A 26,277-nucleotide genomic window follows, 5' to 3' on the forward strand; every position below is an offset into this window, starting at 1 on the left:
AGGGTTGATCATGAACAAGCATGTTTTGCCTCAACTCAATCGTCGCGCCTTTGTCATCGGCGCAGCCAGCGTCGGTGCTGGCCTTGCGATCGGCCTCGATCTTCCCTTCGGCGGCCCCAGCGTCGTCCGCGCCGCTGACGGCTCGCCCGAAGTCAACGCCTGGGTTGTGATCCGACCCGACGACACCGTCGTCATCCGCATCGCTCGTTCCGAAATAGGCCAGGGCACGCTGACCGGGCTTGCGCAACTCGTAGCCGAGGAGCTCGAGTGCAACTGGTCGAAAGTGCAGACCGAGTTTCCGACGCCCGGCCAGAACGTGGCGCGCAAGCGCGTCTGGGGCGATTACTCGACGGGCGGCAGCCGCGGCATCCGTACCTCGCAGGACTACGTTCGCAAGGGCGGCGCCATCGCTCGCGTGATGCTGCTGCAGGCGGCGGCGAACGAATGGAAAGTGCCTGTGGCCGAGTGCGCCGCGTCCAACAGTGTCATTACGCACACCGCCTCAGGCAGGACGACGACGTACGGCAAGGTGGCGGAAGCTGCCGCAAAGCTGCAGCCGCCGGCCGACGTCAAGCTGAAGGATCCCAAGGACTGGAGGCTGATCGGCAAGAGCGTCAAGCGGCTCGACACCGCCGACAAAACCACAGGCTCGGTGATCTACAGCATCGACCTCAAGCTGCCGGGCATGCTCAATGCCGCGATCAAGGATTGCCCCGTCACCGGTGGCAAGGTGAAGAGCTACGACGAAGCCAAGATCGCCGGCATGAAGGGCGTGAAGAAGGTGGTGAAGGTCGGCGATAGCGCCGTCGCCGTCGTCGCCGATACCTGGTGGCACGCCAAGACCGCGCTCGACGCGCTGCCGATCGTCTGGGACGAAGGCGAGAACGCCAAGGTCTCCAGCGCCACGATCGCGAAGTGGCTGGCGGAAGGGCTGGAGTCCGGCCCGGCCTATGTCGGCAATCAAAGCGGCGACGTGAATGGTGCGCTGGCGGGATCGGCCAAGAAGGTCGAAGCCGTCTACAGCTATCCCTATCAGAACCACGCCGCGATGGAGCCGTTGAACGCGACCGCGCTCTACACTCCGGACAAATGCGAGGTGTGGTGCGGCACCCAGAATGGCGAAGCTGCGCTGGCCGCGGTACTGGAGGGCTCTGGCCTGCCGGCGGACAAATGCGACGTTCACAAGCATCTCGTCGGCGGCGGATTCGGCCGGCGCGGTCAGACCGATTACGTTCGTCAAGCGGTCGATATAGCCAAGCAGATGCCCGGCACGCCCGTCAAGCTATTGTGGTCCCGCGAAGAGGACATGACCCATGGCCGCTATCATCCAATCACGCAATGCAAGATGACGGCCGGCTTCGATGCCGGCAACAATCTGACCGCACTTCACATGCGCATCTCGGGCCAGTCCATCCTGTTCAGCCTGCGCCCGGAAGCGCTAGTCAACGGCAAGGACCCGGCGACCTTCGCCGGTCTCAACGCCAATGGCGAGGCAGCGATCGGCTACTCGATCCCGAATATCCTGATCGAGCATTCGATGCGCAATCCGCACATCATTCCGGGCTTCTGGCGCGGCGTAAATGTCAATCATAACGCGATCTATCTCGAATGCTTCATCGATGAGCTCGCGCATGCGGCGGGCCAGGATCCGCTCGCCTTCCGCCGCAAGCTGATGGCGCAACATCCGAAGCACTTGGCCGTGCTCAATGCCGTCTCGGAAAAAATCGGCTGGGACACGCCGCCGCCGCAGGGCGTTTTTCGCGGGCTAGCGCAGTTCGCGAGCTATGGCACGTATGTCGCAGGCGTCGCCGAGATTTCGGTTGTCGACGGCAACAAGATCAAGGTGCACCGGATGGTTGCCGCGATCGATCCCGGCTATGCCGTCAATCCCGCACAGATCGAGCGGCAGACCGCAGGCTCTTTCGTCTATGGTCTCAGCGCCCTCGTCTACGGCGGCTGCACCGTCAAGGACGGCCGCATTGAGCAGACCAACTTCGACACCTACAATTCGATGCGGATTGCCGAGATGCCGAAGGTCGAGACCATCGTGATGCCGAGCGGCGGGTTCTGGGGCGGCGTCGGCGAGCCCACCATCAGCGTGGGGGCGCCCGCGGTGCTGAATGCTTACTTCGCGGCCACCGGCAAGCGGCTTCGCTCGGTGCCACTGCGGGACCAGAATATCAGCTTTGCCTAGCTGAACGAGGCGGTGGCTCTTCGCGAGCCGCCGCCCTATCCTTTCGGACCATGTGGATGAATGCAGTGCGCGAGATCGGGCGAAGGAACGCCATTCGCGGCGGGCTGGCGCTCGCGGCATCACTGGCGTTGCCGTCGATTGCGCGTACGCAAACGTCCGCTCGCGTCGTCGTCATCGGCGGCGGATTCGGCGGCGCCGCCTGTGCACGTGCCTTGAAGCAGTTCGACGCCAAGCTCCAGGTGACGCTGGTCGAGCCGAACAAGGTCTTCACTGCCTGCCCCTTCAGCAATGAGGTGATCGCGGGCCTGCGCGACATCGGCGCCCAGCAATTTGGCTACGAGAAGATCGCGGCGGCCGGAATCGATGTCGTCGCCAACGCCGCGGCGAAGGTCGATCCCCAGGTCCACCGCGTCACGCTCGCGGACGGGTCCACGCTTTCCTATGACCGTCTCGTGCTGGCGCCGGGAATTGAAGTCCGCTTCGACGCCCTGTCCGGCTATGACGAGGCCGCGTCACGGAAGATGCCGCATGCCTGGCAGGCCGGGGAGCAGACGCTGCTACTGCGCCGACAGATCGAGTCCATGGATGATGGCGGCGTGGTTGCGATCGCGGTCCCCGCGAACCCCTTACGCTGTCCGCCTGCACCTTATGAACGGGCGAGCCTGATTGCGTATTATTTGAAGCAGCACAAGCCGCGCTCGAAGGTGCTCATTCTCGATGCCAAGGACAATTTTTCGCAGCAACGCCTGTTCGAGAAGGCCTGGCACGAGATTTATGACGGCATGATCGAACGGATATCGCTATCGGATGGCGGACGCGCCACCGCGGTCGATCCTGCTACCAACACCATCGTCACCGAATTCGGCGACCACGTCGCGCAGGTTGCCAATGTGATCCCGCCACAGCGCGCCGGCCGCATTGCGCAAGTCGCGGGCGCCGCCGACAAGACCGGCTGGTGTCCGATCGATCCCATGACGTTTGCGTCAAAGCTTCTGCCCGACGTGCATGTGATCGGCGATGCCTGCCTTGGCGGCGGCATTCCGAAATCGGCCGCGGCCGCGAGCGCGCAAGGCAGGGCCTGCGCCAGGGCGATCGTGAATGGTCTTGCGGGCAAGGCGCCCGAGACGCCACGACTCACCGGCATTTGCTACGACACGGTGGCGCCCGGCTATGCGTTCTCGCTGGCTGGCCTCTATCAGCCGAAGGACGATATGTTCGCCGAGATCGAAGGCGGCGGCACCAGCGCGCTCGATGCGCCGCGCGAGGTGCGCGCACGCGAGGCGGAGGCCGCGCAGAGCTGGTATCGAACCATCACGGAGGAGACCTTTGGCTAGCCGGCTGCATCCTCTCCTCCTGCTCGCCATTGCCCTCGCCCCAGCGTTGGGCGCGACGGCGAAGGCCGAAGCGCTGGCGCCTTTCACCGTTATCGGCGACGGCATTCCGGATTCGCTGACAGGCAAGGCGGGTGACGCCGCACACGGCCGCGCCCTCGTGCTCGATCGCGCCAGCACCTGCATCCTTTGCCACTCCGGACCGTTCCCGGAAATTCGGTTCCAGGGCGACCTCGCGCCGAACCTCGCAGGCGCAGGCAACCGCTGGAGCGTCAGCCAGCTTCGCTTGAGGCTGGTCGATGCCTCTCGGCTCAATCCCGTGACGATCATGCCCTCCTATTATCGTCTGGAGGGGCTGGTGCGGGTCGGCCAGGGCTGGCGCGACAAGCCGATCCTCTCGGCGGAACAAATCGAGGATATTGTGGCCTATCTAGCAACGCTGCGCGACTAGGGTGCCGAACGAGATGCCCGGCAAAGACCGATCCACGCGACGCTATTTTCTCAAGGCTGCCGGCGGCACCGCGCTTGCTGGGGCGATGGTGCGCATCACGCTGCAACCGGCGGACGCAACACCGGCAATGCTCAATGCCGCGATCCGCAACGTGGTCGGCGAAGCCTCCTTGCGCACCGGCAGGGTGAAGCTCGACATCCCGCCGCTGGTCGAGAATGGCAACACGGTGCCGATGACGGTGAGTGTGACGAGCCCGATGACCGCGGACGACTACGTCAGGAGCATCCACGTCTTCAATGAGAAGAATCCCCAGCCCTATATCGGCAATTTCTATCTCGGCCCGGCGGCCGGCCGCGCCCAGGTTTCGACCCGTATTCGCTTGGCCGACAGCCAGAAGGTGGTGGCGATCGCGCAGATGTCGGACGGCTCGTTCTGGTCGGCCAGCGTCGATGTCGTGGTGACGCTCGCAGCCTGTACGGAGGAGTTGTGATGGCCTCCGCTTTGATCAATGTTCCCAAGCGGGCCAAGCGCGGCGACGTCATCGAGATCCGGGCACTGACCTCGCACATCATGGAGACCGGCTACCGCCGCACTGCCGCGGGCGAGGTGATCCCGCGCGACATCATCACAAGCTTCACATGCCGCTACAATGGCCGCGAGATCTTTCGCGCCGACATGTTCCCGGCGATTGCCGCCAATCCCTATCTGTCGTTCTTCACCACGGCAAATGAGAGCGGCACGTTCGCATTCGAATGGATCGGCGACAACGGATTTTCGCAGACCGCATCAGCGGCGATCACCGTCGAATGAGAGGGATTGGCGCGATCGTTTCAGCGTTGTTGCTCGTCAGCGCATCTGCGGGCGAGATTCCGCAGCAGCAGCGCCGCTCCGGCTATAGCTTCATGGCGCCGGACACCAAGGCCATGCAGGACGACGACACGTCCAATCCCGGCATGCTCTGGGTACTTGACGGCGAGGCGCTCTGGAACAAGCCAATCGGCACGGCGAACAAGGCGTGCGCCGATTGCCATGGCGGCGCCAAGGCCAGCATGAAGGGCGTGGCAGCCCGTTACCCGGCCTTCGACAAGTCACTCGCCCGCCCGGTCGATCTCGAGCAGCGCATCAACCTGTGCCGCACGGCGCAACAGCAGGCGCCCGCGCTCGACTATGAGAGCCACGACCTGCTCGCGCTCACGGCCTTCATCGCTCATCAGTCGCGCGGCATGCCGATTGCGCCGGCAAGCGACCCGCAGCTTGAGCCGTTCCTTGCCAGGGGCCGCGCGCTGTTCATGCAGCGGCAAGGCCAGCTCAATCTCGCCTGCGCCAATTGCCATGACGACAATTGGGACAAGCATCTGGCGGGATCGGCGATCACGCAGGGGCAGCCGACGGGCTATCCGATGTACCGGCTGGAATGGCAGACGCTCGGCTCGCTCTCGCGCCGCCTGCGCGGCTGCATGACCGGAATTCGCGCGCAGGCGTTCAGCTACGGCGCGCCGGAGCTTGTCGAGCTCGAGCTTTACCTGATGTCGCGCGCGGGCGGCATGCCGGTCGAGACGCCGGCGGTGCGGCCGTGAAAAGAGCGGACCGCACCAGGCGGCCCGTTCGTCCCGTTCTCAGGCCGCCTGCGCCTATTCGGCCGGCGCTGCCATCGGTATCTCCGGATGAGACACAAAATGCTCGCTGGTGCCAAGCTTGCTGAGCCCAAATAGCCCCGCCGCAACCACCGCATACGAGAATGCCAGCGCAGGCGACACGCCGAGACCGTTGCCGATGCCGACGGCTTCGCCATGCATGAAGCCGAAATAGGTGAGCACGGCGCCGGCAAATGCAAACGCCGATGCCTTGACGAAGTCGCGCTCGATCACGAACACGCCGATCGCACCGAGGATGAGGCCGGTCAGGATCGAGCCGCCGCCCATCACCTCCAGGCCGTGATAGATCACGCCCTGCTGCGGCAACGACATGATCGCCGCGGTCTTGACCTCGGCGAGCCTCTCCGGCGAGAGCCCGCCAACCGTCTGCATGGCACTCGTCATCGAGGCCATGCCGGTATCGATCATGAGCTTGGCCCAGGCCGCAAGGTGTGGCGTCAGCGCGAGCACGATCGCAGGTGCGTGTTTGACCGGCGTGGTCTGGAACGCCTGCGCGCCGATCAGCATGCCGATATAGAGCAGGATCGGCAGGATCGCGACGACCGGCACCAGCGCCAGCAGCACCGAGATGATGCCGAACCAGGACAGCACGATCACCATCACGCCGGTCGCAGCCGAATAGCCGATCCGCCCGCCCATCGCCTTCCAGCCGGGATGGCCGATATAGACCGCGTTGATGAAGGGATTGCCCATCAGGCAGCCGATCAGGCTGACGACGCCATCGGCGGTCAGCACCCGCGTGGTCGGATATTCGTCGCCCGCCGCTTCAGCGCTCTCGACATTGTCCATGGCTTCGACGAGATCGTAGATGCCGAACGGCACCGCGGTCACCAGGATGATGCCGAGATATTCAAAGCCGGAGAAGATGTAGTTGACTGCCGGGATCGGCACCGAGAAGCCGAAATTTGCGAAGGCGTCACCTACGCCCTTGATGCTCAATCCGCCGAGACCGAGACCGAAAATATTGGAGCCCCAGCCGATGATCATGCCGGCCGCGATCGCGACCAGGCCCGCCGGAGTGCCCTTCGGATATTTCACGCCGCCGAACCAGCTCACCAGGATGATGGCGAAGCAGACGAGACCGATCTGCGGCGTCACATACATCTCCAGCGCCGGCCGCATCGAGATGAAGGTGACGGAGACACCGGCGAGGGTGCCGAGCAGCGCGGCGCGCGGGGTGATCTTGCGCACGATCGGCGCGATGAAGCCGCCGATCATCAGCATGAAGCTCTGGAAAAACACCCAGACCAGACCCGCCGACCAGCCCTTCAGCGGATCACCGGTCTTGATCGCGATCGGCAGCATGATCACGAAGGTGACGATGAACATATGCGGCACGCTGATGCCCGAAGGCAGCGCGCAGACGTCGTTGCGGCCGGTCTTCTGCGCCAGCCGATACGCGAGGAATGCGTAATAGAAAGTGGACAGGCACATCATCAGGCCGAGCGCGGGCAGGATGCGGCCGAACACGATCGAATCAGGCACCTTCAAGACGAAGCGCAACAGCCCCGTCAGCACCAGCATGTTGACCAGAATGTTGGTGCCGAATCCGAAAAACGCGTTCCAATCCCCCGACGTCCAGACCACCGGCTTGAAACCGGCCGGCGCTGATGTCGCCGTCCCGCTCGTGCTCATCCTGATGCTCCCGCTGCTAAACTATCGCTGTCTCCGCATTCACTGCCTTCAGAATCGCGGCCGAGTCGGTGACCCAGCCGAAGATGCCACCCTGGGCCTTGATCATTTTCAGGCCCATGTCGTGGAACTCGGGGAAGTAGGAGGCACAGCCATCGGAGATGACGACGCAGCGGTAGCCGCGGTCATTGGCCTCGCGCACGGTGGTGTTGACGCAGACCTCGGTGGTCACGCCGCACACCAGGAGATTTTCGATGCCGTATTTCTGCAGCACGTCGGAGAGTTCGGTAGCGTAGAACGCGCCCTTGCCCGGCTTGTCGATCACGACCTCGCTGTCGAGCGGGTAGAGATCGGCAATGATGTCGTGGCCAGGCTCGCCGCGGATCAGGATCCGTCCCATCGGACCGGGATCGCCGATGCGCAAGGATGGCGCGCCGCGCTCGACCTTCGCCGGCGGCGCATCCGACAGATCAGGCAGATGACCTTCGCGAGTGTGGACGACCAGCATCCCCATCTCGCGCGCCATGCCGAGCAGGTTGGCGATCGGCTGCACCGCAGTGGCAAGCCGCAAGACGTCGTTGCCGAGTGTCTCGCCGAAGCCGCCCGGCTCCATGAAGTCGCGCTGCATGTCGATGATGACGAGCGCGGTTGCAGTCCAGTCCAGTTCGACCGGTTCGGGCTCCGCAACGACAGTTGCAATTGAAGCCTGTCCTGAGTTCAACATGGCAATCCGCGCCCCCTGCGCGACAGAACTCTCAAAATCAAGTGAAGCAAGCGCCGTGCCATTGTGTACAATTCGGATCGGCGCAACGCGATGTCGGAATCTCGCGTGTTTTCAACCGCTTGAGCGCGGCACCTCGGGTTGCTCAATCCGTGTGCGAAGCCGCGGCGCGACGCGCTTGCTCATTCGTTGAGCGCGAATTGCATGCACGCACCTCTCCGTCGCCAGTGAAATGAGCGGCAGAGACCGGCGCTCCCCAGGTGAAAAGCTATGGATAAAGCTCGGCGTAGTCCTGCGCGTAACGCGCGTAGGAGTCCTTCAGGATGGCGTGGTTGAGCAGCATGGTTGCGATCGGCGAGGCACCCGCCGCCGGATCAAGCACCGTGGTGCGCACCCAGAGGCTTTCGGTGCGGCGGCTGCCGCTCATGGCCACCACCTCGCGCTCCAGCTCATACTCCTGATCGACAAACAGCGGCCCGTTGAGAAGCCTGATCTCCTGGTCTGCGAACAGGCCGACAGCCGGGCCGCGCGACGGCAGGCGGTCCTCCCTCGCCTTGTATTGAAACAGCACGCTCAGCATCTCCATCGGGATGATCGGCCGGCCGAACGGATTATCCGATGTGCGCGAATAGAGCAGCGAGTCCTCGGTGATCACCTCGAGCTTCTGACGCAACGAGAACGGATAGAGCTCGCCCATGTTCTGGTCGAACGCCATGCGCACACGCTGACGCTGCGTTCTCATGCCAAGCTTGAGGTCGCACAGGATCACTGGATCAGAGAGCGGCTTGAGCTCGCCCAGCCGCAGCTCGAGCGCCGTAGGCGGTGCGTTCAATCCGACCGACGCGGTGCCACGCAATACTTCGGTGCCGTCGCGCTTGATCATCCTGATCTCGCCTTGCCGCACACCATCATGCGGCTTCGCCAGGATGGCCTCCACCTCCTCGCCTTCGAACACGGCATTGCGGTAATGCGCGGAGAGGCAGCCGGTGCGAAACCACTCGATGCCCCATTGCTCGACACAGAGCGGGACGAACTGGCTGAAATGGGTCGGCCCCTCGATGGTGCCGCCCTGGAAGCCGAGCTTTTGCGCGGTGGCATCATCGTGGATCGAGGCGTGCGAATCGTAGCTTTGCGCCTGCAGCATCTGGCGCGGCGCCCGCCATGGCCCGACCAGTTCGGTGTCGGTTTCCTCGATCTTGGTCCCAAACAAGCGTGATGCCATGACATTTCTCCGTAACGGCCATGCCGGCCCGTATGAACCGGGTCAGCTATATTGACTTTGCCGGCACATGCTTTTGACTGGCCACCGCATCGATCTGCCGGACCAAGAAGACCTTATTCCCAAGAAGGCAAGTCCCAAGAAGAAGCGACACGACCAAGACGACAGGGAGCACCCACGATGACGCTGCTGCAGGTTGAGCTGGACGACAAATACCGGCTCGAGGCGAAGCGGATCTATCTCTCCGGCGTTCAGGCCCTGGTGCGGCTGCCGATGCTGCAGCGCCAGCGCGACCGCGCTTCCGGGCTCAACACCGCAGGCTTCATCTCCGGCTACCGCGGCTCGCCGCTCGGCATGTACGACCACGCGTTGTGGCGCGCCAAGTCCTTCCTGCAATCGCAGGATATCGCTTTTGTACCTGGCCTGAACGAGGATCTCGCCGCGACCGCTGTGTGGGGTAGCCAGCAGATCGGGCTGTTCCCGGGCGCCAAGGTCGATGGCGTGTTCGGCATCTGGTACGGCAAGGGCCCGGGCGTCGACCGCTCGGTCGATGCGCTCAAGCATGCCAACTCGGCCGGCACCTCGCGCAACGGCGGCGTGCTGGCGCTCGCCGGCGACGATCACGGCTGCCAGTCCTCGACACTGGCGCATCAGAGCGAGCAGGTGTTTGCGGCAGCCCTGATCCCGGTGATCAATCCCGCGACCTTGCAGGACTATCTCGACCTCGGCCTCTATGGCTTTGCGTTGTCGCGCTATTCCGGCTGCTGGATCGGCTTCAAGGCGATCGGCGAAACGGTGGAGAGTTCGGCCTCGGTCTATAGCGCCTCCGACCGCATCCAGATCGTGACGCCTGATGATTTCGAGATGCCGCCGGGTGGCCTCAATATAAGGTGGCCCGACCCGCCGCTGGAGCAAGAGGCCCGGCTGTTCGGACCGAAGATGGCCGCCGTCGCCGCTTTCGTCCGCGCCAACAAGCTCGACAAGATCGTGCTCGATAGCAAGCCGGCGCGGCTCGGCATCCTCGCGACCGGCAAGGCCTATCTCGATTTGCGCCAGGCGCTAGCCGATCTCGGCATCAGCGAGCGCGATGCGCAAGGACTGGGACTGCGGATCTACAAGGTCGCGCTGACCTGGCCGCTGGAGGAGCAAGGCGCCAAACGCTTTGCCGAAGGGCTGCAGGACGTTCTCGTGGTGGAGGAGAAGCGCGGCTTCATCGAGGATCAGCTCAAGCGCATTCTCTACAATATGGATGCCTGGAGCCGGCCCAGCGTGGTCGGCAAGCGCGACGAGGCTGGCGGTCTGCTGCTGCCGAGCGAAGGCGAACTCACTCCGACCATCGTGGCGTCCGCGCTCGTGGCGCGGCTGCGGCGGCTTGGCCACAACAGCCCGGTGCTGGAGCAGCGGCTGGCGCGGCTCGAGGCGTTCGAGCATCCTGTCGCGGCGCAGGCGCCGATCTCGCTGCAACGTACTCCCTATTTCTGCTCGGGCTGCCCGCACAACACCTCGACCAAACTGCCCGAAGGCAGCCGCGCCATGGCCGGTATCGGCTGTCACGGTATGGCGCTCTATGTTCCGGCGCGGCGCACCGCGACCATCACCCAAATGGGCGGCGAAGGTGCCAACTGGATCGGACAAGCGCCCTTCACCAGCGAACAGCATATCTTCCAGAACCTCGGCGACGGCACCTACACCCATTCCGGCCTTCTGGCGCTCCGCGCCGCGGCAGCCTCCGGCGTCAATATCACCTACAAGATCCTCTATAACGACGCGGTGGCCATGACCGGCGGCCAGCCCGCCGAAGGCAGCTTCTCCGTGGCGCAGATCGCGCACCAGGTCTGGGCCGAAGGCGTCAAGCGGCTTGCGATCGTCTCCGACGACCCAGGCAAATATCCGCCAAGCGGCTATTTCCCATCCGGCGCGACGGTGCATCATCGCCGCGAGATGGACCAGCTGCAGCGCGAGCTGCGCGACACCAAGGGCCTCACCGTCCTGATCTACGACCAGACCTGTGCGGCCGAGAAACGCCGACGCCGCAAGCGCGGGCTCTATCCCGATCCGCCCAAGCGCGTCTTCATCAACGACCTCGTCTGCGAAGGCTGCGGCGACTGCTCGCAAGCCTCGAACTGCGTCTCGGTGCAGCCGCTCGACACTGAATTCGGCCGCAAGCGCCAGATCGACCAGTCGAACTGCAACAAGGATTACTCCTGCGTCGAGGGCTTCTGCCCGAGCTTCGTCACCGTGCACGGCGGCAAGCTCAAGCGCGTCGAGACCTCTGCCATCGATACCGGTCACCTCTTTGCCGACCTTCCCTTGCCGCAGACGCCCGCGCTTGCCGCGCCCTACAATATCCTCGTCACCGGCATCGGCGGCACCGGCGTCATCACCATCGGCGCCCTGCTCGGCATGGCCGCCCATGTCGACGGTCGCGGCTGCTCGGCGCTGGACTTCACCGGCCTGTCGCAGAAGAACGGCGCGGTGATGAGCCATGTCCGCATCGCGCCGACGCCGGAGGATATCGCCGCGGTCCGCATCACCACCGGTGGCGCGGACTTGATCCTCGGCTGCGACATCGTGGTCTCCACGGGTACGACGGCGCTGAGCCGCGTCGAGCGCGGGGTGACCAAGGCCTACGTCAACGCCGACCTGCAGCCGACCGCGAGCTTTGTGCAGAACCCCGACATCGATTTCGAGATGGGGGCGATGCAGACCGCGCTGCGCGATGCGGTGGGCGAGCGCAATCTCGACATCATCGATGCGACAGGCATTGCCGCAACCTTGATGGGCGACAGCATCGCCACCAATCCCTTCATGCTTGGCTTCGCCTTCCAGAAGGGCGCGATCCCGCTCTCGCTGGAAGCGCTGATGCGCGCCATCGAGATCAATGGCGCGGCGGTCGAGATGAACAAGCAGGCCTTCACCTGGGGCCGGCTCGCAGCGCATGACATGGCCCGCGTGCGCAGTGTGATCCAGTTCCGTGCCCGCGCCGCCCAGCCGTTGCGCTCGCTCGACGACGTCATCGACGTCAGAGCGAAATTCCTGACCGACTACCAGGACAAGGCCTACGCCGACCGCTACCTTGCTGCGGTCGCCAAGGTGCGCAAGGCGGAAACCGCCGCCTTGCCCGCGTCCACCGAACTGACCGAGGCGGTGGCGAAGAACCTGTTCAAGCTGATGGCCTACAAGGACGAGTACGAGGTCGCGCGGCTCTACACCGACGGCAGCTTTGCGAAGAGACTGTCGGACAAGTTCGACGGCGACTTTCAGCTGAAATTCTACCTGGCGCCGCCGATCTTCGCCCAGCGCGACCCGGCCACCGGCCATCTGCAGAAGAAAGAATATGGCGGCTGGATGATCCATGCCTTCCGCTGGCTCGCCAAGCTGAAGCGTTTGCGCGGCACCGCGTTCGATCCGTTCGGACGAACGACGGAGCGGAAGGCCGAGCGCAAGCTGATCGAGGATTATCTTGCGATGATCGAGCAACGGATCGCCGGGTTGCGGCCGGAGCATATTCCGCTGCTCGCAAAGCTCGCGCGCGTGCCCGAGACGATCCGCGGTTACGGCCATATCAAGGAGGAGAACATCAGGAAGGCCAGGGCCGAACAGGCGCGGCTCGAAGCGGAGCTCGGCAATGCCAGCTTCGCCGCGGCGGCGGAGTGAGAACACTCCGCGTTGTCCTGGCGGAAGCCGGCCCGACATCGTGTCGGCGTTCGGCTTCAATCAACGCTCCGCCGTCATTGCGAGCGAAGCGAAGCAATCCAGAGCCGTGCTGACGACTCTGGATTGCTTCGTCGCTTTGTTCCTCGCAATGACAAGAGAGAGACACAAGCCAACCTTCCCGCGGCGCGTTTCGCCCGGGTTTTACATCTTGCTTTCGCCCTCGAAACATGGAGGGCGCAGGGAAGACCGGGTGCCCGCACGCACCCATGGGCCTTCGCGCGAAGAAGTTGCGCGAAAGCGCGAAGCCACGGGTACAGGCGGAATCACACCGGCCTTCCCTGCGCAGTGGTTTACGGCTTATACGTGATCTCCTCGGTGAACCATCCCGTTTGCCACCGTCGCCCGCACATCATCTTGCACGAGCTTGGCACCAGATCTCTGGGGCGCCAGGACCACACGACTTCGCTCGTCCGCGGATGCGCCGCTCGTCTGTCAGCGCCCCCACGTCCACCGCATCCCCCCTCGCGCGTCGTGACGATCGCGATGCGCCCCTCTTGGCGAGGCGGGATGCTAGAATACTTCCGATTTGCAGAATTTACAACGACGACCACCTGCGGCAGATTGGCACGACGGGCAATTTGCGGATGGCTGGCATGCCGAGCCGCAAGATGCCGAGCCGCGAGATGCAGAGGCGCTCATCAATGCGCGCCTGGCACGCCCTTCATTGTCGTGAAGGTGGGGCACTATTCGACTGGCTCGTCGGCGCGGTCGAGCAGCGGCAGCGGGCGATTTAAACTCGCTCATAGGTCGCCGGGGTCCGAGTTTGCTTAGGTAAATCTGTCACAAGTGACGAAATGCTGTCTGTCTGACAGCGACCGCGATCCGCGTCCATCCACCATCCTCGTTACAGACGCAACCCAACAATCCAATGTGACATCGTGCGGAAACAGATTCTCCACGAGTATCCAACCAGTTGGGCGTGACGATAGTCCGCTCGAACCAGCGCACGGTTGGAGTTGCCGATGGACAGAACTGCAAGCGAAACGACCATCGAGACATGGGTCGCGGCGTTCGGTGCAGCTCTCGATCGCCACGACATCGACGCCGTACTCGATCTCTTCGAACCGGACGGCTTCTGGCGTGATCTCGCGGCACTGACCTGGAATGTGTATACGGCCGACGGCCGCGATGCGATCCGCGCCATGCTCTCGGCATGTCTCGAAAGGATCGCGCCGACCGCCTGGAACATTGACCAGCCCCTTGGTTCCAACAATGGCGTCGATCAGGCCTTGCTGTCCTTTCGAACGCGCACGGCGCGGTGTTCGGCGATCCTCCGTCTGAGAGGCGGGCGCTGCTGGACGTTGCTGACCGCGGTGTCGGAGCTTATCGGTTTCGAGGAGACGACCCGCGCCCGCCGCACCAGCGGCGCGCCGCCGCGATACGAACGCGGGCGGCCCGACTGGCGAACGGAGCGGGACCGCCGGACGACCGAACTTGGCTTTGCACAGCAGCCCTATTGTGTGATCGTCGGCGCCGGGCAAGCAGGTCTCGGGCTCGGGGCGCGCCTCAAGCAGCTTGGCGTGCCGACGCTGATCGTGGATAAGCGCGAACGCCCATCCGATACCTGGCGCGAACGCTACGCGACGCTCTCGATGCACTCGCCCGTGTGGTACGACCACATGCCCTATCTGCCCTTCCCCGAGACGTGGCCACGCTTCGCATCCAAGGACCGTGTGGCGGACTGGCTGGATGCTTATGCGACCATCATGGATCTCGACATCTGGGCCGGCGCAAACTGCGTTGGATCACAATACGACGAGGCGCTTGGCACGTGGCGGCTATCGATCATCCGCGGCGGACGATCGATCGAGCTGCGGCCGACGCAACTCGTGCTCGCGACTGGCTTCTGGGATGCGCCGTACGTTCCCGACATCCCGGGCCGCGATCGCTTCGCGGGCCCACAGCGGCATGTTGCGGACGTGCGTGAGATGGAGCGATGCGATGGGTTGCGAAGCATCGTAATCGGGGCGGGAACATCGGCGCACGACATCGCCGCACAGCTCTGGGAGGCCGGCGCCAACGTCACGATGATCCAGCGCAGCCCGACGATCGTGATGCGCATCGACTCGCTGCTGCCCGCCGTCGAGATCTATGATACCGACACTCCTGCGCCAAAGCCGCCGACCGAGCTCGCCGATCTTCTGGCAGCCTCCATTCCTAGTCGCCTCATGCCACAATTCCAGGCTCCCTTCATCGCCGCGATCAAGGCCAAGGATGCGGACTTCTACGAAGGACTGAGCAAGGCCGGCTTCCTGTACGACTTTGGTGCGGATGGCGGCGGCTTCTTCACACGAGGGATGCAGGACCCCTCCGGCTTCTACATCGACGTGGGCGCCTCGGAACTTATCATTAATGGCGATGTCGCCGTGCGAAGCGGCGTCTCGGTCGCCTCGATCTGCGAACGGAGCGTGGTTCTGAGCGACGGGGTTGAACTGCCGGCCGACTTCATCGTCTATGCTACGGGATACCAAAAGCTGGCCCAGGCTGGGGCGATCCTTTCGAGCGAGATCATCCAGAAACTCGGCCCCATCGGCGGCATTGGCTCCGGGGTGCGCCGCGACCCTGGGCCATGGACTGGAGAGACCCGCAACGTATGGAAGCCGACGCGGCAACAGGGCCTTTGGTTTCACAACGGCAATTTTGGTCTGATGCGTTTCTTTTCGCGCATACTGGCATTGCAGATCAAGGCCCGCCATGCAGGTCTGCCGACGCCGATCTACGGCATAGAGCAATTCCGGTTCTGATTGAATCAGAACCGGAGCTCTGGATTCTTGTTTTGACCCGTTTTCTTCACGAGGCGCCTTTGGAGGAGAACCTCCCACTGCGCCGTCTCCATTTTTCCTGATAGGAGACGAAGCTTTCTTCCAACTCGAAAGCACATTCCTGCCAAGGCGGGGGCAGTCAGGGATGAGGCCGCCGAGGTGCCATGGGCAAGCCCTCCCTGCCGATCAGTTGACCTGTTACCCATGTCGCCGGTCCAGTCTGTTGCCCACGTAGCCGGTTAGGAGCCCCGACTGCACCTCTCCCTGCCGGGAGAGGTCGACCGAGCCTGCGGCGAGACTTGCTCAGCGCTAGCGCGCCTCGCGCTTGCGCTCGACCGGATGAATGTCGATCGCCCGCAGCCGGCCTAACCGCAACACGTCCATCGCCAACGTCTTCTCGATGCGGTCGCGGTCGAGGACGCGGATCAGGTCGTCGACGCCGTTGATGTCGACACCATCGAGCCTGATCACGACGTCGCCGGGCAGAAGCCCCGCCTTCGCTGCCGGGCCGTCCGGCTCGATCTGCATCAGAAGCGCACCCATCTTGTTCTCGACACCGGCGAGCACCGCGTGACGCCGCGGCACCGGCGCGGTCTGGCCGGAAACGCCGATATAGGCCCGCCGGACATAGCCATGACGGATGATCTCCGACAGCACGAATTGCGCGGTGTTGCTCGCGACCGCAAAGCAGATGCCTTGCGTGCCGTTGATGATGGCGGTGTTGATGCCGATCACTTCGGCCTGCGACGACACCAGCGGGCCGCCGGAATTGCCGGGGTTGAGCGCGGCATCGGTCTGGATCACATCCTCGATGGTGCGGCCCGAAACCGAGCGAATCGAGCGGCCGAGCGCGGACACCACGCCCGCGGTAACCGTCGACTCAAAGCCGAGCGGATTGCCGATCGCGACCACGAGCTGGCCGCGGCGCAGCGTCTTGGAATTGCCCAGCGAGGCATAGCGCAGGTCACGAGCGCCGTCGGCGCGCAGCAGCGCGAGATCGGTGTCGGGATCGACGCCGAGCACATGGGCGTCGGTGTCGAAGCCTTCGATGTCGCGCAGCCTGATCTCCTTGGAGGTGCCGACGACGTGGCTGTTGGTCAGCACAAGCCCGTCGGGCGAGATCACGATGCCCGAGCCAAGCCCGCCGCGCTCGCGCGCATTGCGAACCTTGGGGCCGGTCTCGACGCGCACCACGGCCGGGCCGACCTGGTCGGTGACGTCGATGACGGCATTGGAGTAGGCGTCCAGCAGCGCCCGGTCGTTGACCGGCGCCTGCTCTGTGGCTTGCGACGCCGAGGCGTCGACAAATGTATCGGTGGTGAAATCCAGCATGGCGAATTCCTTTGAGGCCATGTGAGATGGTCATGAGGCAGCCGATGCGCAAGGCCGCCTGCCCGAGTGGCCAGGGCGCGAACAACAACTCTCCCGACCAGGGAGAGGTGAAGCAGGCGGCAACGGCCGGGCTATTCCCCTGCCCCCGTCACGTGTCCGCGCAGCTCCTTCAGCCGAACCCGTATCCAGATGCGTAGGGAATTCGGCACCGAAGAGGATGCAGGCTCATGGCGCCCTGCGCCACATCGACGGGCGTGCCTTGACCGGATCGAGCAGCGACCAGTCGCCCTGCTCCAGCGTGTGGCCCAGCGGAAACGGCGCCCGCGGTTCCAGTTTCAGGGACCGCAGCACACGGTCGTCGCGATAATAGCACTGCAGCACGACACGCACGAGCGTCGCGGCTGCCACCCCGCCGCTCTCGCGAAATTCCCGCGCCACCGCCTCGCGCCTTTGCGCATCGAGCGCGGCCAGCGGTTGGCCCGCGAGCCGCCCGATATGGTCAAGCGCCTCGCGGACGCGCGTGGCGTCGCGGCCGAGTGTTGCGAGAATATCGGCCTGGATCATGGGATCGTCGGCCCCGGGCACCCTGTACTCGGCGCTTTCCGGAATCATCATCGCGGCGATCGCGCGCAAATCGTCGCGTTGCCCTGGTGTGAGGCCGGTCCCGGTCACTGTATTCGTATCAACACTGTTCATTGTCGCCTCAATCGAACAAATTGGCCAGGCGCTGTTTCATCTGATCGGCGACATAGAGCGCGATCGCCTGGATGGTGGAGGTCGGGTTGACGCCGCCCGAGGTGACGAACACGCTGCCGTCGACGATGAAAAGATTCTTCACATCGTGCGAGCGGCCCCATTCGTTCACCACCGAACGCTCGGGGTCCGTGCCCATGCGCGCGGTGCCGAGCAGATGCCAGCCGCCATAGGGAATCGGGCTGTTCAGGCAGATGTCGCTCGCCCCGGCCGCGGCCAGGATCTCCTTGGCGCGCGCGATGCCGTGCTCCATCATCTTCCTCGAGTTCTCCGAGATCGTGTAATCGACCCGCGGCGCCGGAATGCCGTGGCTGTCCCTGAGCACCGGATCGAGCGTCACACGGTTATGCTCCTCCGGCAGGTCCTCGCAGATCGCCGACAGTGCGAGGCGATGGCCGTTGAGCTTGCGGAAGACGCGATGATGGTCGGCGCCCCAGGGCAAAATGCCCTTGGCCTCGCTCATCACCGCCTCGAACACCGGCCCCGCGCCGCGGCCGAACTGGATGGCATAACCGCGCACGAAGCCCCGCGAGAGGTCCGTATCGTAGAACTCCTTGCTCCACAGGCAGGTCGGCGGCGCGCGGTTGCTGTCGGTTTCCTCCTCGACGAAGCCATAGACCTGGGCGTAAGGGTGAAACATCAGATTCTTGCCGACCAGGCCCGACGAATTGGCAAGCCCGTTCGGGAAGCGGCCAGAGGTGGAGTTGAGCAGAAGCCGCGGCGTGCCGATGCCGTTGCAGGCGATGATGACGACCTCGGCCGGCTGGAATTGCTCGACGCCGTCCTGGTCGTAATAGACGACGCCGGAGGCCATGCCGTGCTCGTTGGTCAGGATTTCTCTCACGCGGCAATGCGTGCGCAGCTCGATGCCGGCGCGCAGGGCGTGCGGCCAATAGGTGATGTCGGTCGAGGCTTTCGCACCTTGCGCGCAGCCCGGCGTGCAATGGCCGAGATTGATACAGCGCGCCCTGCCCTCATAGTCGGTGGTCGCAACCGTCGTATCCGAGGGCCACCAGTGCCAGCCGAGCTTGTTCATGGCCTTGCCGAACAGCGTGCCGGACTTGCCGAGCGGCAGCGGCGGCATCGGCGGCTCGGTCGGTGGAAAAGCGGGATCGCCTGATAGCCCCGAGACGCCCATCATGCGGTCGTTCTCGGCAAAGAACGGCTCCAGCATCTCGTAGCTGATCGGCCAGTCGTCGGCGACGCCGTCGAGCGACTTGACGCGGAAATCGGACGGACTGAGCCGCGGCCAATGCGCCGTGTACATGATGGTCGAGCCGCCGACGCCGTTGAAATTCACCACCTTGATCGGCGAATTGTCGTCATTGATCGGATAATCTTCGGCACGCGCGCGGATGTTCGGGCTCGGCGAATAGTCGCCGTAGAAGCGCGCCTCCCAGTCGCGCCCGGTCGAGGGATAGGCGGACGGATTCATCCAGCCACCCTGCTCCAGGCAGAGAATGTGCATCTTGGTGTCGGCGAGGCTCCAGGCCACCGCAGCACCGGACGCGCCGGCGCCGATGATCAGGACGTCGACCGGATCGTTCTTTGGCATTTCACCCCCTTGAAGCCGTCGCCGCTATCGATCGGCGATCGGTGCACCGCAACGCGGCGACTGCAGCCGCCGGTGACAAATCGACGATAGGATCAGTTCGGGGCTGGAGTAAAGCGACTGAAACCGGGGACATCCATGCAGAGCACGGGTGCAAGACGTCAATTTTTGTGACAATGCAACTGTGGTAGCTACAACATCCTCGCCCGCAACGCCCCGGTGAATGACGCATGCGACGATCTAACCTGCCTCATCTGCTCTGGTCGGCCTGCGCCATTGTTCTTGCTTTGTCGCTTGTTGCGATTCCCGGCATCACCAATGCCACGACCATGGTGGTCAGGGACGGCGATACCGTGCAGCTCGGCGATGTCGCCTATCGCCTCGACGGCGCGGACGCACCGGAATTGGACCAGGTCTGCATCGACGACCATGCCGATCCCTGGGCTTGCGGCCTCGACGCGCGCGAGCAACTGACGAAGCTGATCGGCGGCCGGCCCGTCCATTGCGACGATCTGGGTGCGGACAAGACCTTCAAGAACCGCCGTCTCGGCATCTGCCGCGTCGAGGGCGACACGACCAGCCTGAACCAGCAGCTAGTGCAGAAGGGCCTTGCGGTGAGCGTCGAGCCGGCGGCAAAACTGCATCTCAAGGACGACGCGGCCGCCGCGAAAGCGGACAATCGCGGCCTGTGGAAAGGCTGCTTTGCCGCGCCGCAGGATTTCCGCACCGGCAGGAAGGACGGCGCGCTGATGGGCGCATCCTGCCGGGCCGACCGCGACGCGGAAATTCGCGCAGCGTTGTTTCCGGCGGATCTTTCGATGCCGCCGAAGTGCAGCATCAAGGGCAAGTTCGCGGTTCGCGCCCGCTTTACCGGCAATACCGGAATCTATTTCCTGCAGGGCTGCAGCAGCTATGCCGGGCTGACGCAGCCGGACCGCTGGTTCTGCTCCGAGGACGACGCCCGCGCAGCCGGCTTCCGCCGCGCGTTCAACTGCCGGGCCGGCAAGAGCAAGTGATCACCGCTGCATTTGCATGATCTGATCCATCGGCAGCATGTTCTGGTTCAGATTGCTCATGATCCATAGCGAGCCGCCGACCACCAGGAATACGATCAGCAAGCCGAAGGCGAGCGCCATCACGTTGTTGGTGTTGTCAGGATCTGTGGTGATATGGACGAAGAACACCAGGTGCACGCCCATTTGCGCGATCGCCAGCACGACCAGCGCCACCGGGATCGAGGGCTGCCAGACGAGGTCGGTGCCGGCGATGAAGAACGAGGTTACGGTCAGGAGGACCGCGAGCCCGAGGCCGACGACATAACCGAGCACGCGCGGGCCGATGCGGACTTCCTCTTCATCGCCCGGCGCGAGGCCGGCCGGACCGTGCAGGTCAGACTCGCTCATGCGGCACTCCCGATCAGATAGACGACGGAGAAGATCGCGACCCAGATGATATCGAGCACATGCCAGAACAGCGCAAAGCACAACAGGCGGCGCATGATGTCGGCACGAAAGCCCTTGGCAAACACCTGCGCCATCATGGTCAGCAGCCAAAGAACGCCCACCGAAACATGCGCGCCATGACATCCAACGAGCGTAAAAAATGCCGAGAGAAAGGCACTGCGGGTAGGGCCTGCATCGCGCCCGACGAGACCGGCGAATTCGCGGTATTCCAGCGCAAGAAAGCCGAGCCCGAGCAGGCCGGTCACCGCCATGCCGATCTGGAACCAGCGCTGATTGCGCACATCGGCGGCAATCATGGCTAGTCCGCAGACGAAGCTCGATATCAGGAGAAGCGCGGTTTCCGCCGCGACGCTTCTGAGATCGAAGATCTCGGAGCCCCTCGGCCCTCCCGCAGTCTGCCCCAGCAGCACCGCGTAGGCCGCGAAGAAGCAGGAGAACAGCACGATGTCGCTGAGCAAGAAGATCCAGAAGCCGTAGCCGGTCACGATCCGCTTCGACGCCGGACCCTCATGCGGCCGCCCGCCATGCAACTGATAGGGATCGCCACGTCCATAAGCGAGCGTCGCGTCGGTCATGACGGGCTCCTCGCATGGCTGATGGCGGCGAGGCGCACCTCGCGGTTGGCACGATCAATGCGTGCAACCTCGGCGGCAGGAATGATGTATTCGTCATGATCGCGCCAGGCGAACACGATGAAGGTGACAAACGCGCCGAAGCCGCCGAGGGCGACCAACCACCAGATATGCCAGATCAGCGCAAAGCCCATGATCGTCGCAAAAAAGGCGCAGACGAAGCCGGTCGGCGAGTTGCGCGGCATTTCAATATCCTTGTACTCGGGCTCGCTCCTCAAGAGGCCCTGCTCCCTGGCACGCGACTTGATCGCCCAATAGGCATCCTCGCCCTCGACATCGGGCAACACCGCGAAATTGAATGCCGGCGGCGGCGAGGCCGTGGCCCATTCCAGCGAGCGTCCGTCCCAGGGATCGCCGGTGACGTCACGCAGCTCCTCGCGATGGCGGATGCTGACGACGAGCTGCCAAATCTGACAAAGCACTCCTATCACGAGCAAAATCATTCCGACCCCCGCTGCCATGATCCAGGGCCGCCATTCCGCGACGTCGTAGTGCTGCAAGCGTCGAGTCATGCCGAGCATGCCCGCCGCATATAGTGGAACGAAGGTGACGTAAAATCCGATGAGAGAGAACCAGAACCCTGCCTTGCCCCACCCCTCGTGCAGGCGGAAGCCGAAGGCTTTCGGAAACCAATAGCTGTAGCCGGCGAAGGCCCCGAACAACACGCCGCCGATGATGACGTTGTGGAAGTGCGCCACCAGAAACAGGCTGTTGTGCAGGAGGAAGTCCGCCGGAGGCACGGCGACGAGGACACCGGTCAGGCCGCCGATGATAAAGGTCACCATGAAGCCAATCGACCACATCATCGGCGTCGCAAAGCGCACGCGGCCGCCATACATGGTGAACAGCCAATTGTAGATCTTCACGCCGGTCGGTACTGCAATGATCATGCTGGCAATGCCAAAGATGGCGTTGACGTTGGGCCCCGCCCCCATAGTGAAGAAGTGATGCAGCCAAACGCAGAAGGAGATGATGCAGATCGCCATGGTCGCCATCACCATGGAGCGGTAACCGAACAGCGGCTTGCCGGAGAATGTTGGAACGATTTCCGAATAGATGCCGAAAGCGGGCAGCACCAGGATGTAGACCTCGGGATGCCCCCAGGCCCAGATCAGATTCATGAACATCATGACATTGCCGCCACCTTCATTGGTGAAGAAGTGGAAGCCAAAATAGCGGTCGAGAATCAGCATGGCCAAGGTGGCGGTCAAAATCGGAAATGCCGCGATGATCAGCAGACTTGAAGCAAGGGTGGTCCAGCAGAAAATCGGCATGCGCAAATAGGTCATGCCCTTGGTGCGCAGCTTCAGCACGGTGGTGACGAGATTGATCCCCGCAACCAGGGTGCCGACCCCGGATATTTGCAGAGCCCACAGAAAATAGTCGACGCCGACGTCGGGCGAATAGGTCAGTTCCGACAGCGGCGGATAGGGTAACCAGCCGGTGCGAGCAAAGTTGCCGACCACGAGCGAGACGTTGACGAGCAGTGCGCCGGTCGCGGTGAGCCAGAAGCCGACGGAGTTGAGCGTCGGGAATGCCACGTCGCGCACCCCGAGTTGCAGCGGCACCACGAGATTCATCAACCCGATCATGAACGCCATCCCGACAAAGAAGATCATGATGGTGCCGTGTGCGGAAAAGATCTGATTGTAGTGCTCCGGCGGCAGGTAACCCTCCGAATGGAAGGCGACCGCCTGCTGCGAACGCATCATGATGGCATCGGTGCCGCCTCGCAGCAGCATCACCATCGCGAGCAGCGAGTACATCACCCCGATCCGCTTGTGGTCGACGCTCGTGATCCACTCGCGCCAGAGATACGGCAGATGGCCGGCGATCACGACCCAGGCCAACACTGCAAGGATCGCGACGATCACAAAAGACCCCGCAACCAGCGGGATCGGCTGGTGGAGGGGGATGGCGTCCAAGGTCAGCTTACCGAACATTGAGTGCTCCGCCCTTCTTCGCCAGGTTGTCGGTCAGTTGGGGCCCGGGCCCCGGCGGAATGCGCAGGGTTACAATGTCATTGAACAGCGTGGGATCGTCCAGCCGATAAGTCGGCCTGCCCGTCTCGATCGATTGCTGCGACAGTTGCTTGTAGCTATCCGCGTTCAGCACATTGTCGCTTTTCGCAGTCGCCTCAACCCATTTGGGAAAGTCGAGCGGCGAAATCACGTGGACGTCGAACATCATCTCGGGAAAGCCGGCTCCGGAAAAATGCGCCGACAAGCCCTGCAGGCTCCCCTCCTGGTCCGCGCGCAGGTTGAGGCGCGTGACCATGCCGTTCATGGTGTAGATCATGCTGCCGAGCTGCGGGATGAAGAACACATTCAGCACGCTCGCCGAGGTCAGGTCGAATTGCAGCGGCGCTCCGACCGGCACGGTCAGCGCATTGACGGTCGCAACCCGTTGGTCCGGATAGATGAAGAGCCATTTCCAGTCGAGCGAGACGACCTGGATTCGGACCGGGCTTCCCGTGCCTGCGACGGGTACACGCGGATCGAGCTCGTGCGAGCCGATCCAGGCGACGCCGCCGAGCAGGATGATGGTGAGCGTCGGGATCGACCACACCACGAGTTCGAGTCGCCCGGAGTGAGCGAAATTGGGAAGATGGAAAGCGCGGGTGTTGGAGGCGCGGAAGTAATAGGCGAAGGCAAAGATCGCGACAATGGTCGGCACCACGATCGCCAGCATGATCGCGACGGAATCGATCAATATGGTCTTGTTGGCGGCCGCGATCGGGCCGTGCGGGTCGAGGATGTTCATCCAGCGCTCCCCATTCGCCGAAACCCGGAACGCGCTGGAGGACGAGCGGTTCCAAACTGACGATCGGTATCGACTATAGCGGAACTGCGTGACGCGAGCATTCCAAATTTGCCCGACGGCGTCAGCCGCCAGACCGGCAACGAGGATTCCATTGCAAGCTGAGTGACTTACGCATCCTGCACGACCGCGCGCGGCAGATCTGCGTTACCGCATCGTCGAAGCACGGCTCAAGCCTTCCCAGGTCGGATCGGGCTGTGCCGAGAAGCGCGGATTGGCGTGCAGGAAGAACACATTGGCGCCAGATGTCTTGAGCGCGATGATCTGCGAGCCGATGGTGGGATCGCCGCGTTCGTAGGACGTCTCCGCAACGATCTGCTGCCTGACGCCGCGCCAAGCCGCGGCCTTGGCGCTTGCCCGCACCTGGCGCGCAACGCCGGCGATCAGCACGTTGACCTGGGATCTGGACCAGCTCGGCCGCGTCGGTGCGCCAGAGCCAAATCCTGCTGGAAACGATCCGCGCGCCAGAACAAGTCCGGGACATCCGCCCGCTCCTGCTGCCGACACGGTTCATCCAGCGACACTTCTGCGCGCCGCCGCCGCGCCGTTCGTAAAGACTGTCCTGCGCTGCGCTCAGGCCGCCACGCCACGACCGGCCTTCTCGCGCTTGAGCGGCGTTGCTATCGTACCGCAAATAAAAAGGACAAGAGCAATGCAGGGACCCGAGGAGGATGCCGGCCTGGCCGGCAAGGTCGCGCTGATCAGTGGCGGTGGCGCGGCCGGCGACGGAATCGGCAATGGCCGGGCCGCGGCCATTCTGCTCGCGCGCGCCGGCACAAAGGTGCTGGTGGCCGATCGCGAGCTGGCGCTGGCACAGCGCACCGTCGAGATGATCGTGGCCGAGGGCGGGACGGCCATCGCCGCAAGCGGCGACGTCACCAATGAGGGCGACTGCAAAGCGCTGGTCGACACCTGCGTCGAGCGCTTCGGCCGGCTGGACTTTCTCGACAACAATGTCGGCATCGGCAGCCGCGGCAGCGTGGTTGCGGAGAAGGCCGAGCAGTATCGCCGCGTCATGCAGGTCAATGTCGAGAGCATGTTCCTGCTCTCAAAATATGTCATTCCAGCCATGATCAAGACCGCCGGCGGCGGTGCAATCGTCAACATCTCCTCGATCTCGGCGCTGCGGCCGCGCGGGCTTACCACCTACAGCACCTCCAAGGCCGCCGTGATCGGGCTGACCCGTGCGATGGCCGTCGATCACGGGCGAGACAATATCCGCGTCAACTGCATCTGCCCGGGACCGATGTACACGCCGATGGTCTACGCCCGCGGCATGAGCGAGGCAGCGCGCAGCCAACGGGCGAAAGCCTCGGTGCTCAAGCGCGAAGGCACCGGCTGGGATGTCGGCCACGCGGTGCGCTTCCTGCTCTCCGACCATGCCCGCTATATCACGGGCCAGGTGCTGGTGGTCGATGGCGGCGTCACGTTGCAGGCGCCGGAGCGGGAATCACAAGAACACTGATCCAACCCAGAGAGGAAACTGCATGGCCCGCCTGCCCTATCTCGAGGCCGACCAGGTCGCGCCCGAATATCGCGACATGCTCAGGCGCAACACCAATCTGCACAAGCTGCTGGTCAACTCGCCCGACATGGCGCGCGCCTTCAACGGCGTTGGCGGCTATATCCGCTTCAAGAGCAAGCTCAACCCGCGCCTGCGCGAGCTTGCGATCCTGCAGGTCGGCTGGCTGGAGCAGTCCGAATACGAATTCACCCATCATGTGAAGATCGGCAGGGAATTCGGCGTCACCGACGAAGACATCGCGGGCTTGATCGCGGAGACCGAGGACAAGACCTCGAATCTCGAGCCGCTGGCAAAGACCATCCTGAAAGGCGCGCGCGAAATGGCGCGCGAGCTTGCGATGTCGGACGCAACCTTTGCCGAGATCAAGAGCCATCTCTCCGACGAGGAGATGGTCGACCTCGTGCTCACCATCGCCTTCTACTGCGCCGTGGTGCGCGTGCTCGCCACCATGAAAATGGACAACGAACCCTATTACAAAGAGGTGCTGGAACAGTACCCGATGCCGGGAGTGAAATGAC

At 63.6% G+C, this 26,277-nt stretch carries 22 protein-coding genes; 11 read left to right on the forward strand and 11 right to left on the reverse strand.

What is annotated here, in order from left to right:
• The first annotated feature begins 10 nt into the window (after positions 1 to 10).
• The 6 genes from A3AI_RS0126840 to soxA are packed head-to-tail and all read left to right on the forward strand — an operon-like array spanning position 11 to position 5,553.
• Entirely contained in the window at positions 11 to 2,194 is a 2,184-nt protein-coding gene (locus A3AI_RS0126840; protein ID WP_024518554.1) for a xanthine dehydrogenase family protein molybdopterin-binding subunit, read from the forward strand.
• Between the two features lie 56 nt (positions 2,195 to 2,250).
• On the forward strand, positions 2,251 to 3,528 hold the full coding sequence (locus A3AI_RS0126845; protein ID WP_024518555.1) for an NAD(P)/FAD-dependent oxidoreductase: 1,278 nt from the start codon (positions 2,251 to 2,253) through the stop codon (positions 3,526 to 3,528).
• A gap of 19 nt (positions 3,529 to 3,547) precedes the next feature.
• A complete protein-coding gene (soxX, locus tag A3AI_RS0126850) occupies positions 3,548 to 3,976 on the forward strand; it encodes a sulfur oxidation c-type cytochrome SoxX (protein WP_036049760.1) in 429 nt (142 codons plus the stop codon).
• Between the two features lie 13 nt (positions 3,977 to 3,989).
• Entirely contained in the window at positions 3,990 to 4,466 is a 477-nt protein-coding gene (locus A3AI_RS0126855) for a SoxY-related AACIE arm protein (protein ID WP_024518557.1), read from the forward strand.
• Complete coding sequence (soxZ, locus tag A3AI_RS0126860; RefSeq protein ID WP_024518558.1) at positions 4,466 to 4,786, forward strand: thiosulfate oxidation carrier complex protein SoxZ; 321 nt, start codon at positions 4,466 to 4,468, stop codon at positions 4,784 to 4,786. Before A3AI_RS0126855 ends, soxZ begins: the two co-directional genes overlap by 1 nt.
• Positions 4,783 to 5,553 (forward strand): sulfur oxidation c-type cytochrome SoxA, encoded by a 771-nt coding sequence (gene soxA, locus A3AI_RS0126865; protein ID WP_024518559.1) that lies wholly within the window; start codon positions 4,783 to 4,785, stop codon positions 5,551 to 5,553. Before soxZ ends, soxA begins: the two co-directional genes overlap by 4 nt.
• Before the next feature lie 54 nt (positions 5,554 to 5,607).
• Here the strand turns inward: soxA and A3AI_RS0126870 are convergent, their stop codons facing one another.
• From A3AI_RS0126870 to A3AI_RS0126880, 3 genes are all read right to left on the reverse strand, one after another.
• Entirely contained in the window at positions 5,608 to 7,266 is a 1,659-nt protein-coding gene (locus A3AI_RS0126870) for a hypothetical protein (protein WP_024518560.1), read from the reverse strand.
• Positions 7,267 to 7,282: 16 nt separating this feature from the next.
• Positions 7,283 to 7,987, reverse strand: coding sequence for a cysteine hydrolase family protein (locus tag A3AI_RS0126875; RefSeq protein ID WP_024518561.1), 705 nt, complete (start codon positions 7,985 to 7,987; stop codon positions 7,283 to 7,285).
• A gap of 265 nt (positions 7,988 to 8,252) precedes the next feature.
• Positions 8,253 to 9,206, reverse strand: a complete 954-nt coding sequence (locus A3AI_RS0126880; RefSeq protein WP_024518562.1) for a hypothetical protein — start codon at positions 9,204 to 9,206, stop codon at positions 8,253 to 8,255.
• A 177-nt stretch (positions 9,207 to 9,383) separates the two neighbouring features.
• Between A3AI_RS0126880 and A3AI_RS0126890 the strand changes: the two genes are divergently transcribed.
• Positions 9,384 to 12,860, forward strand: a complete 3,477-nt coding sequence (locus tag A3AI_RS0126890) for an indolepyruvate ferredoxin oxidoreductase family protein (protein ID WP_024518563.1) — start codon at positions 9,384 to 9,386, stop codon at positions 12,858 to 12,860.
• A gap of 1,022 nt (positions 12,861 to 13,882) precedes the next feature.
• Entirely contained in the window at positions 13,883 to 15,664 is a 1,782-nt protein-coding gene (locus A3AI_RS0126900; RefSeq protein ID WP_024518565.1) for an NAD(P)/FAD-dependent oxidoreductase, read from the forward strand.
• A 327-nt stretch (positions 15,665 to 15,991) separates the two neighbouring features.
• Here the strand turns inward: A3AI_RS0126900 and A3AI_RS0126905 are convergent, their stop codons facing one another.
• The 3 genes from A3AI_RS0126905 to A3AI_RS0126920 form a co-directional block, all read right to left on the reverse strand.
• Positions 15,992 to 17,014, reverse strand: coding sequence for a S1C family serine protease (locus A3AI_RS0126905; protein ID WP_024518566.1), 1,023 nt, complete (start codon positions 17,012 to 17,014; stop codon positions 15,992 to 15,994).
• Positions 17,015 to 17,239: 225 nt separating this feature from the next.
• A complete protein-coding gene (locus tag A3AI_RS0126915; RefSeq protein ID WP_051382500.1) occupies positions 17,240 to 17,710 on the reverse strand; it encodes a hypothetical protein in 471 nt (156 codons plus the stop codon).
• Positions 17,711 to 17,717: 7 nt separating this feature from the next.
• Entirely contained in the window at positions 17,718 to 19,322 is a 1,605-nt protein-coding gene (locus tag A3AI_RS0126920; protein ID WP_024518568.1) for a GMC family oxidoreductase, read from the reverse strand.
• 227 nt (positions 19,323 to 19,549) lie between these two features.
• On the opposite strand from A3AI_RS0126920, the gene A3AI_RS0126925 reads away from it, so the two are divergent.
• On the forward strand, positions 19,550 to 20,335 hold the full coding sequence (locus A3AI_RS0126925; protein WP_024518569.1) for a thermonuclease family protein: 786 nt from the start codon (positions 19,550 to 19,552) through the stop codon (positions 20,333 to 20,335).
• Here the strand turns inward: A3AI_RS0126925 and cyoD are convergent, their stop codons facing one another.
• The 5 genes from cyoD to A3AI_RS0126950 form a co-directional block, all read right to left on the reverse strand.
• A complete protein-coding gene (cyoD, locus tag A3AI_RS0126930) occupies positions 20,336 to 20,722 on the reverse strand; it encodes a cytochrome o ubiquinol oxidase subunit IV (RefSeq protein WP_024518570.1) in 387 nt (128 codons plus the stop codon). It abuts the gene before it with no gap.
• Positions 20,719 to 21,357 carry a cytochrome (ubi)quinol oxidase subunit III gene (locus A3AI_RS0126935; RefSeq protein WP_024518571.1) on the reverse strand — a complete coding sequence of 213 codons (639 nt, stop codon included), beginning with the start codon at positions 21,355 to 21,357 and terminating at the stop codon, positions 20,719 to 20,721. Before A3AI_RS0126935 ends, cyoD begins: the two co-directional genes overlap by 4 nt.
• Positions 21,354 to 23,357: a cytochrome o ubiquinol oxidase subunit I gene (gene cyoB / locus A3AI_RS0126940; RefSeq protein WP_024518572.1), complete on the reverse strand. Its 2,004-nt coding sequence runs from the start codon at positions 23,355 to 23,357 to the stop codon at positions 21,354 to 21,356. The genes A3AI_RS0126935 and cyoB overlap by 4 nt, the downstream gene beginning before the upstream one ends.
• On the reverse strand, positions 23,347 to 24,177 hold the full coding sequence (locus A3AI_RS0126945; RefSeq protein ID WP_024518573.1) for a cytochrome ubiquinol oxidase subunit II: 831 nt from the start codon (positions 24,175 to 24,177) through the stop codon (positions 23,347 to 23,349). The genes cyoB and A3AI_RS0126945 overlap by 11 nt, the downstream gene beginning before the upstream one ends.
• A 204-nt stretch (positions 24,178 to 24,381) precedes the next feature.
• Positions 24,382 to 24,741 carry a hypothetical protein gene (locus tag A3AI_RS0126950; protein WP_156927959.1) on the reverse strand — a complete coding sequence of 120 codons (360 nt, stop codon included), beginning with the start codon at positions 24,739 to 24,741 and terminating at the stop codon, positions 24,382 to 24,384.
• A gap of 145 nt (positions 24,742 to 24,886) precedes the next feature.
• Here A3AI_RS0126950 and A3AI_RS0126955 point away from each other — a divergent pair, with 145 nt between their 5' ends.
• Together A3AI_RS0126955 and A3AI_RS0126960 are read left to right on the forward strand one after the other, a co-directional pair.
• Complete coding sequence (locus A3AI_RS0126955) at positions 24,887 to 25,699, forward strand: SDR family NAD(P)-dependent oxidoreductase (RefSeq protein WP_024518575.1); 813 nt, start codon at positions 24,887 to 24,889, stop codon at positions 25,697 to 25,699.
• A gap of 22 nt (positions 25,700 to 25,721) precedes the next feature.
• Positions 25,722 to 26,276 (forward strand): carboxymuconolactone decarboxylase family protein, encoded by a 555-nt coding sequence (locus A3AI_RS0126960; RefSeq protein WP_024518576.1) that lies wholly within the window; start codon positions 25,722 to 25,724, stop codon positions 26,274 to 26,276.
• Position 26,277: the final 1 nt, after the last annotated feature.

It is taken from the genome of Bradyrhizobium sp. Tv2a-2, from assembly GCF_000472425.1.
Taxonomy (GTDB): Bacteria; Pseudomonadota; Alphaproteobacteria; order Rhizobiales; family Xanthobacteraceae; genus Bradyrhizobium.